General features: G+C 54.3%; 12 protein-coding genes. 11 read left to right on the top strand and 1 reads right to left on the bottom strand.

Annotation, left to right across the window (positions count from 1 at the left end):
- Window positions 1–59: 59 nt before the first annotated feature.
- The 3 genes from DOQ08_RS14315 (at window position 60) to yghU (ending at window position 1862) form a co-directional block, all read left to right on the top strand.
- Window positions 60–371 (top strand): YkgJ family cysteine cluster protein, encoded by a 312-nt coding sequence (locus tag DOQ08_RS14315; protein WP_114335670.1) that lies wholly within the window; start codon window positions 60–62, stop codon window positions 369–371.
- A 95-nt stretch (window positions 372–466) separates the two neighbouring features.
- Entirely contained in the window at window positions 467–919 is a 453-nt protein-coding gene (locus DOQ08_RS14310; RefSeq protein WP_114335669.1) for a DUF302 domain-containing protein, read from the top strand.
- A gap of 70 nt (window positions 920–989) precedes the next feature.
- On the top strand, window positions 990–1862 hold the full coding sequence (gene yghU / locus DOQ08_RS14305) for a glutathione-dependent disulfide-bond oxidoreductase (RefSeq protein WP_114335668.1): 873 nt from the start codon (window positions 990–992) through the stop codon (window positions 1860–1862).
- Window positions 1863–1891: 29 nt separating this feature from the next.
- Here yghU and ggt read toward each other — a convergent pair whose 3' ends face one another.
- Entirely contained in the window at window positions 1892–3652 is a 1761-nt protein-coding gene (ggt, locus tag DOQ08_RS14300) for a gamma-glutamyltransferase (RefSeq protein ID WP_114335667.1), read from the bottom strand.
- Window positions 3653–3794: 142 nt separating this feature from the next.
- Here ggt and purU point away from each other — a divergent pair, with 142 nt between their 5' ends.
- The 8 genes from purU (at window position 3795) to rpsA (ending at window position 15465) form a co-directional block, all read left to right on the top strand.
- Window positions 3795–4649 carry a formyltetrahydrofolate deformylase gene (gene purU, locus DOQ08_RS14295; RefSeq protein WP_114335666.1) on the top strand — a complete coding sequence of 285 codons (855 nt, stop codon included), beginning with the start codon at window positions 3795–3797 and terminating at the stop codon, window positions 4647–4649.
- A gap of 125 nt (window positions 4650–4774) precedes the next feature.
- The gene (gene gyrA, locus DOQ08_RS14290) at window positions 4775–7396 is read left to right on the top strand and encodes a DNA gyrase subunit A (RefSeq protein WP_114335665.1); all 2622 of its coding nucleotides are present in this window, start codon (window positions 4775–4777) and stop codon (window positions 7394–7396) included.
- The gene (serC, locus tag DOQ08_RS14285) at window positions 7393–8475 is read left to right on the top strand and encodes a 3-phosphoserine/phosphohydroxythreonine transaminase (protein ID WP_114335664.1); all 1083 of its coding nucleotides are present in this window, start codon (window positions 7393–7395) and stop codon (window positions 8473–8475) included. Before gyrA ends, serC begins: the two co-directional genes overlap by 4 nt.
- Window positions 8476–8477: 2 nt before the next feature.
- The gene (pheA, locus tag DOQ08_RS14280; protein WP_114335663.1) at window positions 8478–9575 is read left to right on the top strand and encodes a prephenate dehydratase; all 1098 of its coding nucleotides are present in this window, start codon (window positions 8478–8480) and stop codon (window positions 9573–9575) included.
- A gap of 32 nt (window positions 9576–9607) precedes the next feature.
- Window positions 9608–10732, top strand: coding sequence for a histidinol-phosphate transaminase (gene hisC, locus DOQ08_RS14275; protein ID WP_114335662.1), 1125 nt, complete (start codon window positions 9608–9610; stop codon window positions 10730–10732).
- A gap of 1 nt (window position 10733) precedes the next feature.
- Window positions 10734–12962: a bifunctional prephenate dehydrogenase/3-phosphoshikimate 1-carboxyvinyltransferase gene (locus DOQ08_RS14270; RefSeq protein ID WP_114335661.1), complete on the top strand. Its 2229-nt coding sequence runs from the start codon at window positions 10734–10736 to the stop codon at window positions 12960–12962.
- The gene (cmk, locus tag DOQ08_RS14265; RefSeq protein WP_114335660.1) at window positions 12962–13642 is read left to right on the top strand and encodes a (d)CMP kinase; all 681 of its coding nucleotides are present in this window, start codon (window positions 12962–12964) and stop codon (window positions 13640–13642) included. The genes DOQ08_RS14270 and cmk overlap by 1 nt, the downstream gene beginning before the upstream one ends.
- Before the next feature lie 131 nt (window positions 13643–13773).
- Entirely contained in the window at window positions 13774–15465 is a 1692-nt protein-coding gene (gene rpsA, locus DOQ08_RS14260) for a 30S ribosomal protein S1 (protein WP_114335659.1), read from the top strand.
- The last annotated feature ends 116 nt before the right edge of the window (window positions 15466–15581 follow it).

Genomic DNA, 15581 nt, shown 5'->3' with positions numbered 1-15581 from the left:
ATAATCAGTATGGTCGATAAATCGCCCAATGCGTAATCCGGTTCAAATGGCAGAGATGTATGAGCATTCCCGTCAAAAATAGGCCTGTTTCAGAAGTGTCCTGCTCAAACTGCAAGGCCTGCTGTTGCAGGCTTGAAGTGATGATTATCAGTGATACAGGCGTCCCCGAGAGGCACATTGCCTACGATGAGTGGGGAGGGGAAACCATGCTGCGCCTGGAAGACGGATGGTGCTCGGCTCTGGATCGGGAAACGTTCATGTGCACGATTTACGAGAACCGACCATGGATCTGCCGAGAGTTCGAGATGGGCTCATACGAGTGTCGGGAGGAAAGGGTTGGTTTGATCGAAATAACTCAGACGGACACCTAGATCGTAGAAGCCAGGTTGTAGAGGGTTTTGTCGGTTGCTGTTAGGGTGAGGTAACACGTTGGGCTTCGTTTGGCCTGGACACAAAGGAGAGCACCATGAAAACGTTTCGCTCACTTGCGGCAGTCGCCGTCATGTTGGTTAGTCCGATCGCATTCGCGGCTGACGGTTTGATCGCACTTAAAAGCCCTTATAGTGCAGAGGAAACTATGGATCGGTTGGAGGCAGAAGTTAAGGCGCGTAGTTTGAATGTGTTTGCGCGAATTGATCACGCTGCCGGGGCTCAAAAAATTGGCAAGTCGATGCGCCCTACGGAGGTGTTGGTGTTTGGTAACCCCAAAGGGGGTACACCGTTTATGGCGTGTGCGCAGACCGTGGGGATTGATCTCCCTTTGAAGGCGCTGGTTTGGGAAGACGAGTCGTCTCAGGTATGGCTTGGCTACAACGATCCCGCTTTCATTGCAGATCGTCACGGCGCTTCGGAGTGTGGTGTTGTTCCAAACCTGCAGAAAGCTCTGTCTGGAATTACTGAGGCCGCGGTCGCCCGTTGAGTCGTTGTTGAGAGCCTTTCAAGGGCGTATTTAATTAAGAGTCATCGTTTACAGATTAAGGGGACAGTTGATGAGCGATCCTACCTATACTCCACCAAAAGTGTGGAAGTGGAATCAGGAAGGTGAAAGTAAATTTTCGAATATTAACCGCCCGGTTGCTGGCCCTACTCATGATAAAGAATTGCCGGTGGGCGAACACCCTTTCCAGCTTTATTCTCTGGCAACCCCGAATGGCGTGAAAGCGACCATCATGTTTGAGGAGTTGCTTGAGCTAGGGATTAAAGAAGCAGAATACGATGCCTGGATCATCAATATCATGGAAGGGGATCAGTTCAGTAGCGGCTTCGTGGGCGTGAACCCTAACTCAAAAATTCCCGCGTTGATGGATCGCAGTGTAGACCCTGCTGTGCGGGTGTTTGAATCGGGTTCCATTCTTCTTTATCTGGCGGAAAAATTCGGCCAGTTTTTATCGAAAGATCCCGCCAAGCGCACGGAAACCATGAACTGGCTGTTCTGGCAGATGGGCAGCGCTCCGTTCCTGGGTGGTGGTTTCGGGCATTTTTATGCGTACGCCCCGGAAAAGTACGAGTACCCCATCAATCGTTACGCGATGGAAGTGAAGCGGCAGTTGGATGTGCTTGATCGCCAGCTGGCGGATAACCGTTACATTGCCGGCGATGAATACAGCATTGCCGATATGGCGATCTGGCCGTGGTATGGCGCGCTGGTGAAAAACGTGGTGTACGAAGCGGCTGAGTTTTTAGAGGCGCACACCTACACCAATGTGGTGCGTTGGGCGGAAGAAGTCGCACAGCGCCCCGGGGTAAGACGGGGGCGAATGGTCAACAAGGCTTGGGGTGATTTGTCGTCACAGCTGCATGAGCGCCATGACGCAAGCGATTTTGAGCTTCGGACCCAAGACAAGCTCGAGTCCGGCGAATAACGAAAGCGGCGTGCCGCTTTCGTGCTCGTTTAAAAGCCCCTAGCTGAAGACGTGCTGCGCCGGGCATCAGCGCCGCCATAGAGCGTGCCGTCTTCGCCAACCATAATGCTTTGGATGGCCCCCATGGCGGTGTTGGTGGTCACGGTGTGGCCCTTCGCTTCAAGCAGGCTGATGGTGTCTGGGCTGATGCCTTGCTCGATGCGAATTTCATCCGGGAACCACTGGTGGTGAATGCGGGGGGCGTTCACTGCGGTCTGGATGTTCATCTTGTGGTCAATCACGTTCATCAGCACTTGCAGGGTTGTGGTGATGATGCGGGAGCCACCCGGGCTGCCGGTGACCAGAAAATTTTTGTTGTCTTTGCGAACGATGGTGGGCGACATGGAACTGAGCATGCGTTTTCCGGGTTCCACTTTATTGGCCTCGCCGCCAATCAGGCCGTAAGCGTTCGGCACGCCCGGCTTGGCGCTGAAATCGTCCATTTCATTGTTCAGCAGAAAACCGGCGCCCGCCACCGTAATGCCTGAGCCGTAACTGAAATTGATGGTGTAGGTGTTAGATACCGCATTACCCCAGCGATCTACGACCGAGAAGTGGGTGGTTTCGGGGCTTTCCCAGTCTGCGGGCTTGCCGTGCTTGATGTCGCTGGAAGGCCTGGCCTTGTCGGATGAAATCGTTTCTCTCAGCTTCGCCGCATATTCCTTGCTGGTCAGCCCTTTGAGGGGGACTTCAACAAAGTCTGTATCACCCAGGTATTGGGCGCGGTCTGCATAGGCCAGTTTCATGGCTTCGGCCATGTGATGGAGGGTGGCGGCTGAATTGTGGCCCATGTCGCCGATCGGGTAATCCTCCAGTATGTTCAGAATCTGCACGATGTGGGTGCCGCCGGAAGAGGGCGGTGACATAGAAAAGATATCGTAACCGCGGTAGGTGCCATGCACGGGCTGGCGGATGGCTGGGCGATAATTTTTCAGATCATCCAAGGTGATCAGGCCGTCGTTGCGCTGCATCTCTTCAACGATCAGGCGCGCGGTTTCGCCTTCGTAAAACCCTTTGATTCCGTTGTCAGCAATGCGTTGAAGCGTAGCGGCCAGTTCCGGTTGCTTGAACCGTTCGCCGGGCTGAGGGGCTGAGCCATTTTCCTTGTAAAAGGTCGCGTTGGTGGCTGGCCAGCGTTTCAAGCGGCTGGCGGCACGCTCCAGGCCGATGCTGAACCGGTGAGGCACGATGAACCCGTCTTTCGCCAAGCGAATGGCCGGAGCAAGGGCCTCGCTTAATGAAATCGTGCCGTGTCGTTCCAGAGCAAGGGCCAGGCCGGCGACTGTGCCCGGAACACCTGCTGCCAGATGGCTGAATCGGCTGCGCTCTTTCGCCACATTGCCGTCGCGGTCCTGAAACATGGTTTCCGTTGCGGCCGCAGGCGCGGTTTCCCGGTAATCAATGGCTTCTGGCGCCTTGCCGTCGCCGGGCGAGTACAGCAAAAAGCCGCCTCCACCAATGTTGCCTGATCTTGGTTGGGTAACGGCAAGGGCGAAGCCGGCGGTGACTGCCGCATCGACGGCATTGCCGCCGTTTTCCAGAACCTTCAGCGCTACGTCGGTCGCCAGAGTGTGGCTGGTGGCGACCATGCCGAGCTTGCCTTGCGCCGGGTGAAATCGCTCGCCCTCCAGTATCGCTTGATTGCTGGCGAACGATGAAAATGACAGCAAGCTGAACAGAATTGATGCTGTCAGGCTCCACAGCAGCCTTGAGCGAAGTTTGGGCTGGAGGCTGGGGTAAGTGTCGTTCATGGGGAATCCTCGTTTCTGGCGGTCATATACGCTATCATAGCTGGTCATTTTTATAGGTGCGTGTTGATAGTTCCTCGTGCGTCATCGCTGGTGGTTTTCTAACGCATTCGCTTTCCCCGGATTCTAGTTAAGGAATGGCTTAATGGAGCATACCTATCGTCTTGTTATTTCCTGTCCGGACAGGGTGGGAATTGTTGCCAAGGTGAGTAATTTTCTGTCCACCTACAACGGCTGGATTACCGAGGCGAGTCACCACTCAGATACTCAGTCTGGTTGGTTCTTCATGCGGCACCAGATTAAAGCGGAATCTATTCCGTTTGGGTTGGATCAGTTTCGTGCGGCGTTTGAACCGATTGCCCGAGAATTCAATATGCGCTGGCACATTGCCGATTCGGCGCGGCCGAAGCGGGTGGTGTTGATGTGTAGCAAGGAGTCCCACTGTTTGGCGGATCTGTTGCATCGCTGGCACAGCAAAGAACTGAACGCTGAAATGGCGGCGGTGATTTCCAACCACGACGACTTGCGGCGTATGGTGGAGTGGCACGACATTCCTTATCACCACGTCCCGGTGAGCAAAGAAAACAAGGCCGAGGCTTTCGGTCAGATCGAAGAGCTGCTCGACAAGTACGAAGCCGATGTGATTGTGCTTGCGCGCTACATGCAAATACTGCCGGCTGACTTGTGCGAGAAGTATGCAGGTAAGGTTATCAATATTCACCACAGCTTCTTGCCGTCGTTTGCCGGAGCACGCCCGTACCATCAGGCGTACAGTCGCGGCGTGAAACTGATCGGCGCTACGTGCCATTACGTGACTCAGGATTTGGATGAAGGTCCGATCATTGAGCAGGACGTAATTCGTATCAGTCACAGAGATTCGATTGAGGACATGGTCCGTCTGGGTAAAGACGTTGAAAAGAACGTTTTGGCGCGGGGGCTTCGTTCGCACATTGAAGATCGCGTGATTACCTACGAAAACAAGACGGTAGTGTTTGATTAACAAGTCGGTCGGCTACCCCGGGTCTGTTGCGACTGTGGTATGCTGGGCGGCTTGTTGAAGAATAAAGACGGGGCCGGGACACGGCCCCGAGACGACTTCCAGATAACGCAAAGGAACCTTTCTCGATGGGTGAATTAGCCAAAGAGATCCTGCCGGTCAATATTGAAGACGAGTTGAAACAGTCCTACCTCGATTACGCGATGAGCGTAATTGTAGGTCGAGCATTGCCGGATGTAAGGGATGGCCTCAAGCCTGTGCATCGTAGGGTGCTGTTCGCCATGTCCGAACTGGGCAATGACTGGAACAAGGCGTACAAGAAATCTGCCCGTGTGGTAGGTGATGTGATCGGTAAGTATCACCCTCACGGTGACTCTGCTGTCTACGACACCATCGTTCGTATGGCTCAGCCGTTTTCACTCCGATACCCGCTGGTTGATGGTCAGGGTAACTTCGGTTCCATCGACGGCGATAACGCGGCCGCCATGCGTTACACCGAGATTCGCATGGAGAAGGTGGCCCATTCGCTGCTGGCGGATCTTGAGAAAGAAACCGTTGATTTCGTTGATAACTACGACGGTTCCGAGCGTATTCCGGAAGTTATGCCAACCCGAGTGCCGAACCTGTTGGTGAATGGCTCGTCTGGTATTGCTGTTGGTATGGCAACCAACATTCCACCGCACAACCTGACCGAAGTGGTTAACGGTTGTCTGGCCCTGATTGAAAACCCGGACCTGACCGTCGATGAATTGATGGAGCACATCCCTGGCCCGGATTTCCCGACACAAGGCATTATTAATGGCCGTGCGGGCATCGTTGAAGCCTACCGGACAGGTCGTGGCCGGATTTACATTCGTGCCCGTCACGAAGTTGAGCATGACGCCAAGACCAAGCGCGATGCCATCATCATCACCGAGTTGCCGTATCAGCTGAACAAGTCGCGTCTTATCGAGAAGATTGCAGAGCTGGTGAAAGAGAAGCGCCTTGAGGGCATCACCGAGTTGCGTGATGAGTCTAACAAGGAAGGTATCCGGGTTGTTATTGAACTTCGTCGCGGTGAGAACCCCGAAGTGGTGGTGAACAACCTGTTCGCCCAGACCCAGCTCCAGACCGTGTTCGGCATCAACATGGTTGCGCTGATCAATGGCGAACCAAAGACACTGAACCTGAAAGAAATGCTGGATGCGTTCGTGCGCCACCGCCGTGAAGTGGTGACCCGCCGGACCATCTTCGAGCTGCGAAAAGCTCGTGAGCGTGGCCATATTTTGGAAGGTTTGACCGTTGCTCTGGCCAACATCGACGAGATGATCGAGCTGATCAAGGCCTCTCCGACCTCTGTCGAGGCAAAAGAAAAGCTGATGAGCCGTGGCTGGGCTCCCGGTAATGTTCTGGCCATGCTGGAGCGCGCCGGCGAAGACGCTTGCCGTCCGGATGATTTGCCAGAAATCTACGGTCTGCGTGACGGCCTGTATTACATGTCTCCTGAGCAGACTCAGGCGATTCTGGATATGCGCCTGCACCGTCTGACCGGACTGGAAACTGAAAAGCTCCAGAACGAGTACAAAGAGATTCTGGAAAAGATCGCAGACCTGCTGGACATTCTGGGCGATCCCGATCGTCTGATGTCGGTTATCCGTGAAGAGCTGGAAGCGGTTGTTTCCGAGTTTGGTGACGAGCGTCGTACCGAAATCACCAGTTCGCAGCGCGATCTGACCATCGCCGATCTGATTGACGAAGAAGATCTGGTTGTAACCATTTCTCATAGCGGCTATGCCAAGACTCAAGCCGTTGAAGATTATCAGGCCCAGCGCCGTGGTGGTCGTGGTAAAGCGGCGACGGCGATGAAAGACGAAGACTTTATCGAGAAGCTGTTGGTGGCGAACTCACACGACACCATTTTGTGCTTCTCGAACCGCGGCAAGGTGTATTGGCTGCGTGTGTTTGAAATTCCCCGTGGTAGCCGTGGCTCCCGTGGCCGTCCGATGGTCAATATTTTGCCGTTGGATGAAGATGAGCGTATTACCACGTTCCTGCCGGTTCGTGATTACCCTGAAGACCAGTTCGTGTTGATGGCCACCTCCGCAGGTGTTGTCAAGAAGACACCTTTACCGAACTTCTCCCGTCCGCGCAGCAGCGGCTTGATCGCACTGAATCTGGACGAAGGGGATACCCTGATTGGCGCAGCCATCACCAATGGCGATGCTGAAGTGATGCTGTTCTCAACGGCTGGTAAAGCAGTGCGGTTCAAAGAAGAGCAGGTTCGCCCGATGAGCCGGACCGCCCGTGGTGTTCGCGGTATCAAGATGCCGGAAGGGCACCATGTGGTGTCGCTGATTATTCCGCAGGAAGGCGGCGTCCTGTTGACCGCCAGTGAGCATGGTTACGGTAAGCGTACCGCTATTGATGAGTTCCCGGCGTACAGCCGTGGCAGCCAAGGTGTTATCGCTATGCAGTGTTCTGAGCGTAACGGCAACCTGGTAACGGCGCTTCAGTTGTTCGAAGGCGACGAGATGATGCTGATCTCTGATAAGGGCACGCTTGTGCGCACCCGTACAGATGAAGTCTCCATTCTTAGCCGTAACACCCAGGGCGTGCGCCTGATTCGTTTGGCTCAGGAAGACGAACGACTGGTCGGTGTGGAGCGTATTGCAGAGTCTGATGACGACGATGAGATCGCTGACGCTGGCGTTGAAGCGAATGTAGAGTCAGGTGCTGATGAAGGTGCCGCAGGCGAGGAAACTGAAGAATGAGTAGGGCGTTTAACTTCTGTGCCGGCCCGGCTACATTGCCGGAAGCCGTGCTGAAACAGGCAGAAACAGAGCTGTTAGATTGGCGCGGCACCGGTATGTCGGTGATGGAAATGAGTCACCGCAGTGACGAATTTGTTTCTATCGCTGAAACCGCAGAAAAAGATCTGCGGGAACTGGCTGGTATTTCAGATGATTACGCCGTCTTGTTCATGCAGGGTGGCGCGTCCAGTCAGTTCGCCACTATCCCGCTGAACTTGTTGGGCGAGAATGCTGAAGCCGATTATGTGAGCACGGGTATCTGGTCCAAGAAAGCCATTGCGGAAGCCAAGCGTTTCGGCAATGTGAACGTTGCGGCCAGTTCGGAAGACAGCGGCTTTACCACCATTCCGGATCAGTCCAGCTGGGCAACCAACCCCGATGCGGCCTACTTGCATTACACGCCGAACGAAACGATCGGTGGCCTGGAGTACGACTTCGTGCCGGAGAGCGGGGCAGTCCCGCTGGTAGCGGATATGTCATCAACGATTCTGTCCCGCCCGTTGGATGTTTCGAAGTACGGCCTGATTTACGCGGGTGCTCAAAAGAACATCGGTCCATCCGGTCTGGTTGTCGTGATCGTTCGCAAGGACCTGCTCGGCAAAGCCCGCAAAGAGACGCCGACGATGATGAATTATCAGGTCATCGCGGATAACGGCTCGATGTACAACACGCCTGCTACTTACTCATGGTATCTGGCAGGCCTGGTGTTCAAGTGGTTGAAAGAGCAGGGCGGCCTGCAGGCGATGGGCGAGATGAACGCTCGCAAAGCCAGCAAGCTCTATGGCTTCATTGATGACAACGATTTCTACGCCAACCCTATTGATCCGCGTTTCCGTTCTTGGATGAACGTACCGTTCACCTTGGCCGATGATGCCCTCAATGGTGAATTCCTGCAGGGTGCAAATGCTCGTGGATTGCTCAATCTGGCGGGCCATCGCTCTGTCGGCGGCATGCGTGCCAGCTTGTACAACGCCATGCCCGAAGCAGGCGTGGACGCTTTGATTGAATACATGACTGAATTCGCGAAGGAGCGGGGCTGATCATGACCGACGAGAAGGCCCGCCTGAGCGAACTTCGGGAAGAAATCGACAGCCTTGATCAGCAGATCATGAAGTTGATCAGCGCCAGAGCCGCCTGCGCTCAGGAAGTGGCTCATGTAAAAATGGCCGCCAACCCTGGGCAGGATGTGTTTTTCTACCGTCCGGAGCGTGAAGCTCAGGTGCTTCGCCGGATAAAAGAAGAAAATCCGGGGCCCTTGCCGGCAGAAGAAATGGCCCGACTGTTTCGGGAAATTATGTCGGCTTGTCTGGCGCTAGAGAAACCGATGCACATCGCGTTTCTGGGGCCCTTGGGTACTTTCACCCAAGCGGCTGCGCTCAAGCATTTTGGCCATTCTGTCATCAGCGTGCCGATGCCGGCGATTGATGAAGTGTTCCGTGAGGTTGAATCCGGCTCCGCCCACTACGGCGTAGTACCGGTCGAGAACTCAACGGAAGGAATGGTTAATCATACACTCGACATGTTCATGTCTTCGCCGCTTAAGATTTGCGGTGAGGTTCAGCTTCGTATTCATCATCATCTGATGGTGTCTCCGAAGTTTAAAGATCAACAGATCACCCGGATCTACTCGCATCAGCAGTCCTTTGCGCAGTGTCGTCAATGGCTGGACTCTCATCGGGCCGGCGTTGAGCGGATTACCGTTTCAAGTAACGCTGAGGCAGCCCGTCGTGCCGCGGAAGAGCCAGGTTCGGCAGCTATAGCCGGAGACATGGCGGCCGAACTCTACGGTATGGATCTGTTGGCCAGTCGTATTGAAGACCGTCCGGACAATACCACCCGGTTCCTGATTATCGGGCGGGAAGAGGTTGAGGCCAGTGGTCAGGATAAGTCGTCCATTTTGGTCTCGATGCGCAATAAGCCGGGTGCTTTGTATCAATTATTGGAGCCCTTCCATCGCGAAGGCATCAGTCTGACCCGCATTGAAACTCGTCCGTCACCCAGCGGCACCTGGGCGTATGTGTTCTATATCGATTTTGAAGGACACATGGAAGATGCGCTTGCGCGTAAAGTGTTGGCCGAGATCGACGATGAAGCGGTTGAGTTAAAGCGCTTGGGTTCCTACCCGATTGGCGTGCTTTAAACTCAGATTGAATAGACCCGGAGGAATGTTGAATGTCAGTGGATTACCAGAGTCTTGCGGTGAAAGGTGTTCAGGCTCTGTCTCCGTACCAGCCCGGAAAGCCTATCGAAGAGCTTGCCCGTGAGCTGGGATTGAACCCGGAAGAGATTATCAAACTGGCTAGCAACGAAAACCCACTTGGGCCTAGCGAAAAAGCCATGGCCGCCGCTCGCAAGGCACTCGAAGAGTCCTGCCTGTACCCGGACGGCAACGGATTTGCGCTGAAGCAGGCGTTGGTGAACCGGTTTGGTGTGGCTATGAACCAGATTACGTTGGGCAATGGCTCCAATGATGTTCTGGAAGTGATTGCTCGCTGTTTTGCCGGGCCCGAGAGCGAAGTGGTGTTCTCGCAATACGCCTTCGCGGTCTATCCGTTGGTGACTCAGGCCATCGGTGCAAAAGGTGTGTCCGTTCCTGCTAAAGATTGGGGCCACGACCTCGATGCCATGGCGGAAGCGGTCAATGCGCGCACCAAACTTATCTTTGTCGCTAACCCGAACAATCCGACAGGCACGGTGCATACCGCTGACGCGATTGAAGCGTTTTTGCAACGAATTCCTGAACACGTATTGGTTGTGCTGGATGAGGCCTATTGCGAGTTCCTGACCGGTGAAGAATATCCTGACGGCATTCAGTTGCTCGAGCGGTTCCCGAATCTGATTGTATGTCGGACCTTCTCCAAGGCGTGGGGTTTGGCTGCGATGCGGGTTGGCTACAGCATCAGTTCTCCCGAAATTGCCGATGTGCTGAATCGTGTGCGGCAGCCCTTCAATGTGAATTCGGTTGCCTTGGCGGCTGCGGCTGCGGTACTTGAGGACGATGCCTATTTGAATCGTTCGCGAGAGGTGAACGAAGCCGGTTTGCGCCAGCTGGCTGAAGGCTTCGACCGTATCGGGTTATCTTTCATTCCCTCCGTAGGCAACTTCATTGCGGTCGATGTGGGCGAGCAGTCTGCTGCTGTTTATCAGGCCTTGTTGGCCCGTGGCGTGATTGTTCGCCCGGTTGCTGGCTACGGAATGCCTAACCATCTGCGCGTATCTGTAGGTCTTCCCGATGAGAATGAGCGCTTCCTTTCGGCTCTGTCGGAAGCGTTAACCTCCGCACAGGAAGGGCGCTAAGGTGGCTGATAACACGCCTTCGTTTGAACGGGTTGCGATTATTGGCCTCGGCCTGATCGGTGGTTCGCTCGCTAGTGCTATTCGAAAGCATAAGCTGGCAGGGTCTGTTGTAGGCTTTGATCAGCGTGCTGATGAGCTTGAATTAGGCGTTGAACTCGGAGTGATTGACCAGGCGGCGCCAAGTCTTAAAGCGGCGGTTGAGGGCAGTGACCTGGTTGTTCTGGCAGTGCCCGTTCGGGCTACCCGTACCGTGCTTGAACAAATCAAGCCCTGGCTCGGTCGCGATACCGTGCTGTCCGATGTGGGTAGCACCAAAACCAGTTTTGCTTCCGATGTAGAGGCTGTGTTCGGTGAGATGCCGCCGAACGTGATCCCGGGCCATCCTATTGCTGGCTCGGAAAAGAGTGGCATTCGAGCGGCGAATCCCGATCTTTTTGCTCACCACAAAGTAATTCTTACTCCGGCTGATAACGCCGACAGCTTGAGCTTGGCGCGTTTGAAAGCTTTGTGGGAAGGTGCCGGAGCTACCGTTTTAACCATGTCGGTCGCGTACCATGATGAAGTGCTTGCCGCGACCAGCCATTTGCCACACCTCATCGCCTTTTCGCTGGTTGATACGTTGGCGGGTGAGGATGAGAATCTGGACATCTTCCGGTACGCTGCCGGAGGCTTCCGGGATTTCACTCGAATTGCAGCCAGTGATCCGTTGATGTGGCATGACATATTTCTGTCAAACCGCGACGCAGTACTGCGTGTGATTGACCATTTCACCCACGATTTGGGCGAACTCCGGGGTGCCATTGCCGATGGCGATGGAGCGACCTTGCTCCGGGTTTTCAGTCGTGCCAAGGCGGCGCGCGAACATTTTACGAAGATGCTTTCAGGGCAGGCGTACGTGACTAATAATAGTGATCAGCAAGTTATCTTTCATATGCAGCCGGGTGGTTCTGTCCGCGGCGATATTCGGGTGCCGGGTGATAAATCCATTTCGCACCGTTCCATCATGCTGGGCGCACTGGCCGAAGGTGTGACCGAGGTTAAGGGCTTCCTCGAGGGCGAAGACAGCCTTGCCACTCTGCAAGCCTTCCGCGACATGGGTGTAACCATCGAAGGTCCGGAAAACGGATTGGTCCGGATTCACGGTGTGGGGCTGCATGGTTTGCAAGCACCCCGCGGCCCGCTGTATTTGGGTAACTCTGGCACGGGCATGCGTTTGTTTGCCGGCTTGCTGGCCGCTCAGCCGTTTGATTCCGAACTGTCTGGTGACACCAGTTTGTCAAAGCGCCCAATGGGGCGGGTTGCTGATCCCCTGCGTACCATGGGGGCCGTGATTGAAACGGCGGAAGGCGGTCGTCCACCGCTGAAGATTAAAGGTGGGCAGTCGCTGACGGGTATCCATTACGACATGCCAGTAGCCAGTGCACAGGTTAAGTCCTGTCTGTTGTTGGCTGGCTTATACGCGAATGGTTCAACGTCGGTTACCGAGCCTGCGCCTACTCGAGACCACACAGAGCGTATGCTGCAAGGTTTTGGCTATGATGTGCAGCGCGATGGTGCAACGGCCAAGGTAACCGGCGGCGGCAAGCTTGAAGCTGGCGTTATCGATGTACCCGCCGACATTTCTTCAGCGGCTTTTTTCTTGGTTGCCGCGTCTATTGCGCCGGATTCAGATCTCACCTTGCGACATGTGGGTATGAACCCAACGCGTGTCGGCGTGATTAATATCCTGCGCCAGATGGGGGCTAATATCGAGATACTCGAAGAGCGTGTGATTGGCGGCGAGCCGGTGGCCGATCTGCGAGTACGTTCTGCCGAGTTGCACGGTATAGAGATTCCGGAAGACCAGGTGCCGTTGGCCATTGATGAATTCCCGGTTCTGTTTATCGCAGCGACATGCGCCAAAGGCCGCACGGTGCTTCGGGGTGCAGAAGAGTTGCGGGTAAAAGAGAGTGACCGGATCCAGGTGATGGCGGATGGTTTGGCTGCGCTTGGTGTCGAAACCACCGTGACCCCGGACGGCATTATTATTGAGGGTGGTCAGACGATTGGCTCTGGTACGGTTGAGAGTCACGAAGATCACCGGATCTCGATGTCTTTCGCTGTTGCGTCGTTACGTGCGACTGGTCCGATTACGATTAATGACTGTTCGAACGTGACGACATCGTTCCCGGATTTCGTTGAGCTGGCAAAACAGACAGGTTTCAATATCAGAACAGAAGGTGCTTCTTAATGGTGGATAGCAAGGCCCCGGTCATTACAGTGGACGGCCCCGGCGGTGCGGGTAAAGGCACGATTACCCAGATGTTGGCCCGTAAACTAGGGTGGCACTTGCTAGATAGTGGCGCTTTGTATCGGCTGACTGCTCTGGCGGCAATGCGTCAGGGAGTATCGCTGGAAGATGAAACGGGATTGGTGACCGTGGCGGCAACTCTGGATGTTGAGTTTGAGCCAGGAGAGGTTGGCCAGCCGGTGCGTGTGCTTTTAGCGGGAGAGGAGGTCACTTCCGAAATCCGTACCGAGGCCTGTGGCAACAACGCATCGAAAGTTGCCGTGATGCAACCGGTTCGGGACGCTTTGCTGCAGCGCCAAAGAGATTTCCAGAAGGCTCCCGGCGTAGTAGCGGACGGACGGGATATGGGTACCGTGGTTTTTCCTGACGCACCCGTGAAAATCTTCCTGACGGCAAGTGCCGAAGAGCGCGCGCGCCGTCGTTATAATCAGTTGAAGGAAGCGGGGGTCGATGTTAGTATTGACGCCGTTTTAGACGAGATTCGGGTACGTGACGACCGGGATATGAACCGGTCTGCGGCCCCTCTTAAGCCTGCGGATGATGCGCAAGTCATTGATTCTACAGGTTTGAGTATAGAAGAGGTGTTAGACAGGTGTATGGCCGCAGCAGGTCAGGCCTGACTACACCTTTTTGTCGTTGGAATGCCGGAGTCAGCAAAATTTTGCCAGCCGCAGGCTGAATCCGGAAATCATTAACAGACCGTGTTGCTGGCGGCACGGAGCATACTTGCGTTGATCATATAGGGCACATAATGAGCGAGAGCTTTGCGGATTTATTCGAAGAAAGTTTAAAAGAAATCGACATGCAGCCAGGTTCCATTGTTCAGGGAACCGTAGTTGATGTTGATAGCGACTGGGTCACCGTTAACGCTGGACTGAAGTCCGAAGGCGTTATCCCCGCCTCCCAGTTCCTCAACGAAAAAGGCGAGTTGGAAGTTCAAATCGGCGACGTAGTCGACGTAGCTCTCGACGCAGTTGAAGACGGTTTCGGTGAAACTCGTCTGTCTCGTGAGAAAGCGAAGCGTGCCGAAGCCTGGAAGGTTCTTGAGAAGTCCTTCGAAGCTGAAGAAGTGGTTAAAGGTATTATTAACGGCAAGGTTAAGGGTGGTTTCACCGTTGATCTGGCTGGTATCCGTGCCTTCTTGCCGGGTTCCCTGGTAGACGTTCGTCCGGTTCGCGACACTGCGCACCTGGAAAACAAAGAACTCGAGTTCAAGGTTATCAAGCTGGACCAGAAGCGTAACAACGTGGTTGTTTCTCGCCGCGCCGTTCTGGAAGCTGAAAACAGCGAGCAGCGTGAAGCTCTGCTGGAAACTCTGACCGAAGGTCTGGAAATCAAAGGTATCGTCAAGAACCTGACCGACTACGGCGCGTTCGTAGATCTGGGCGGTGTTGACGGCCTGCTGCACATCACTGACATGGCTTGGAAGCGCATCAAGCACCCAAGCGAAATCGTGAATGTGGGCGACGAAATCAATGTTAAAGTCCTGAAGTTCGACCGTGAGCGCAACCGTGTTTCACTGGGTCTGAAGCAGCTGGGCGAAGATCCTTGGGTAGATATCAAAGGTCGTTACCCAGAGAGCGCTCGCGTAACTGCTCGTGTAACCAACCTGACCGATTACGGCTGCTTTGCTGAGCTGGAAGAAGGTGTTGAAGGTCTGGTACACGTATCCGAAATGGATTGGACCAACAAGAACATCCACCCGTCTAAGGTTGTTCAGGTAGGTGACGAAGTTGAAGTGATGATCCTGGATATCGACGAAGAGCGTCGTCGTATTTCTTTGGGTATCAAGCAGTGTGTGTCTAACCCTTGGGAAGACTTCTCTGGCAACTTCAACAAAGGCGATCGCATCTCCGGTAAGATCAAGTCAATCACTGACTTCGGTATCTTTATCGGTCTGGATGGCGGCATCGACGGTCTGGTTCACCTGTCAGACATCAGCTGGAACGAGACTGGTGAAGAAGCCGTTCGTGAATACAAGAAGGGCGACGAAGTTGAAACCGTTATCCTGTCTGTTGATCCAGAGCGTGAGCGCATCTCCCTGGGTATCAAGCAGTTGGAAAGCGATCCGTTCGCCGAGTTCGTTCAGCTGAACGACAAGGGCTCCATCGTTAAGGGCACAGTTTCTGCGGTTGACGCCAAAGGCGCTACCATCGCCCTGAACGAAGAAGTTGAAGCGGTACTGAAAGCCTCTGAAATCAGCCGTGACCGCGTTGAAGACGCGCGCAACGTGCTGAAAGAAGGCGAAGAAGTCGAAGCGAAGATCATCAGCATCGATCGCAAGAACCGCGTAATCAACCTGTCTGTTAAGTCTAAAGATGTTGAAGACGACAAGCAGGCTCTTGATAACGTACGTAGCAAGACTGCAGAAACCTCAGGTGCCACCACCATCGGTGACCTGATCAAGGAACAGATGCAGCAGCAAAATGCCAACAAAGACTAAAAGTCTGGTTGGTAGTGAAAAAAACGGGCTCTAAGAGCCCGTTTTTTTTGTGTTTTTTTCTGGTTTGGCTAAACTATAGTCATTGGAATCCAGCATTTACGTGCGGAATAATAATG

It is taken from the genome of Marinobacter litoralis, assembly GCF_003336705.1.
In the GTDB taxonomy this organism is placed as follows: Bacteria; Pseudomonadota; Gammaproteobacteria; order Pseudomonadales; family Oleiphilaceae; genus Marinobacter; species Marinobacter litoralis.
The sequence above is the reverse complement of the archived record's forward strand: the minus strand, read 5'-3'. Positions and strand labels throughout refer to the sequence as shown.

What these genes read in the sequence shown, in the direction of transcription:
- DOQ08_RS14315 (WP_114335670.1), top strand. Translation starts at nt 60, where the DNA reads ATGAGCATTCCCGTCAAAAATAGGCCTGTTTCAGAAGTGTCCTGCTCA.
- DOQ08_RS14310 (WP_114335669.1), top strand. Translation starts at nt 467, where the DNA reads ATGAAAACGTTTCGCTCACTTGCGGCAGTCGCCGTCATGTTGGTTAGT.
- yghU (WP_114335668.1), top strand. Translation starts at nt 990, where the DNA reads ATGAGCGATCCTACCTATACTCCACCAAAAGTGTGGAAGTGGAATCAG.
- ggt (WP_114335667.1), bottom strand. Translation starts at nt 3,652, where the DNA reads ATGAACGACACTTACCCCAGCCTCCAGCCCAAACTTCGCTCAAGGCTG.
- purU (WP_114335666.1), top strand. Translation starts at nt 3,795, where the DNA reads ATGGAGCATACCTATCGTCTTGTTATTTCCTGTCCGGACAGGGTGGGA.
- gyrA (WP_114335665.1), top strand. Translation starts at nt 4,775, where the DNA reads ATGGGTGAATTAGCCAAAGAGATCCTGCCGGTCAATATTGAAGACGAG.
- serC (WP_114335664.1), top strand. Translation starts at nt 7,393, where the DNA reads ATGAGTAGGGCGTTTAACTTCTGTGCCGGCCCGGCTACATTGCCGGAA.
- pheA (WP_114335663.1), top strand. Translation starts at nt 8,478, where the DNA reads ATGACCGACGAGAAGGCCCGCCTGAGCGAACTTCGGGAAGAAATCGAC.
- hisC (WP_114335662.1), top strand. Translation starts at nt 9,608, where the DNA reads ATGTCAGTGGATTACCAGAGTCTTGCGGTGAAAGGTGTTCAGGCTCTG.
- cmk (WP_114335660.1), top strand. Translation starts at nt 12,962, where the DNA reads ATGGTGGATAGCAAGGCCCCGGTCATTACAGTGGACGGCCCCGGCGGT.
- rpsA (WP_114335659.1), top strand. Translation starts at nt 13,774, where the DNA reads ATGAGCGAGAGCTTTGCGGATTTATTCGAAGAAAGTTTAAAAGAAATC.